At 40.8% G+C, this 1,026-nt stretch carries 2 protein-coding genes; both read left to right on the forward strand.

What is annotated here, in order from left to right:
* Positions 1 to 504, forward strand: a 504-nt coding sequence (locus ACRCA4_RS14950; protein ID WP_433190370.1) for a GNAT family N-acetyltransferase, incomplete at its 5' end; no start/stop codon positions are given.
* A 15-nt stretch (positions 505 to 519) separates the two neighbouring features.
* Positions 520 to 957 (forward strand): GNAT family N-acetyltransferase, encoded by a 438-nt coding sequence (locus tag ACRCA4_RS14955; protein WP_433190373.1) that lies wholly within the window; start codon positions 520 to 522, stop codon positions 955 to 957.
* Positions 958 to 1,026 lie beyond the last annotated feature (69 nt).

Here is a 1,026-nt window from a genome sequence, read left to right on the forward strand (position 1 = left end):
GAGATAAAAATGAACATAGCACTCCGAAAATTAACTAAAAAAGATTTGCCAGCATTTTCAATGCTTTGGCAATTTTATCAATACCATCAAAGTAATTTTGATAACGAAGATATCGATAGTTCAGGCAGATTTGATATTGATGAAGAATACCTCAGCGATGTCGCTGCGGGTGACGAAGACTGTGACGCTTACTTAATTATTGTTGAGAACAATCTCGCAGGTTTCGTGACTGTGGAGCCAACAGAAATATTAGAGCGTGAAATGCCTGAGCTGTCTGATATTTTTATCCTACCTAAGTACCGATCAAAAGGTATCGCTGTGCATGCTGTTCGCCAGTTAATGTTAAATAGCTCATCAAATTGGCATGTAGCCGTTTATGAAAAAGACCGCGAAGCATTAAAGTTTTGGGACAGACTTTTTGCAAAATTACCTATTGAGAATGTATTGAAAGTTGAACCACCTGAGACCGAAGGCTTTCATGAATTTGTGATTACAAATAAATAAAATATGCAGGATGCGATGAGTATCAGACTGGAAGCAGTAACAAGTTCAAATTATGAGGCCGTGTGTGATTTAGATGTCACGGATGAGCAACAGGAATATGTTGCGAGCAATATGTGGTCTTTGGTTGAGTCACATTACTGCCAAGGGCATACCTGCAGAGCGATCTATCAAAACGATAAACCGGTCGGTTTTTTCATGTGGGTATCTGAAACGCCTGAAAAAGTGTCTATTTGGCGCTTTATGGTGGATCAACGTTACCAAAAAACGGGCATTGGTAGATCTGCGCTAAATTTGGCGCTCAATGAAATCAAAGCCAGTGACAAAGTAAAAGAAATAGAAATTTGCTATGACCCTGAAAACCCAGTGGCAAAAGATTTTTACTCTAGCTTTGGCTTTCAGGAAATGGGTTTGGATAAAGATGGTGAAGATATGTTGGCAATAATCAAGCTGTGAGCTCTAACAATCGCCAGCACAACGCGCCTGCGGCGCTCGACTCGCAACAAGCTGCTCGCGTGTGTGGCG

The sequence above is a fragment of the Rheinheimera sp. WS51 genome, from assembly GCF_050936095.1.
GTDB lineage: Bacteria > Pseudomonadota > Gammaproteobacteria > Enterobacterales > Alteromonadaceae > Alishewanella.

Coding starts and splice junctions, on each gene's coding strand:
- ACRCA4_RS14955 (WP_433190373.1), top strand. CDS start 520: ATGAGTATCAGACTGGAAGCAGTAACAAGTTCAAATTATGAGGCCGTG.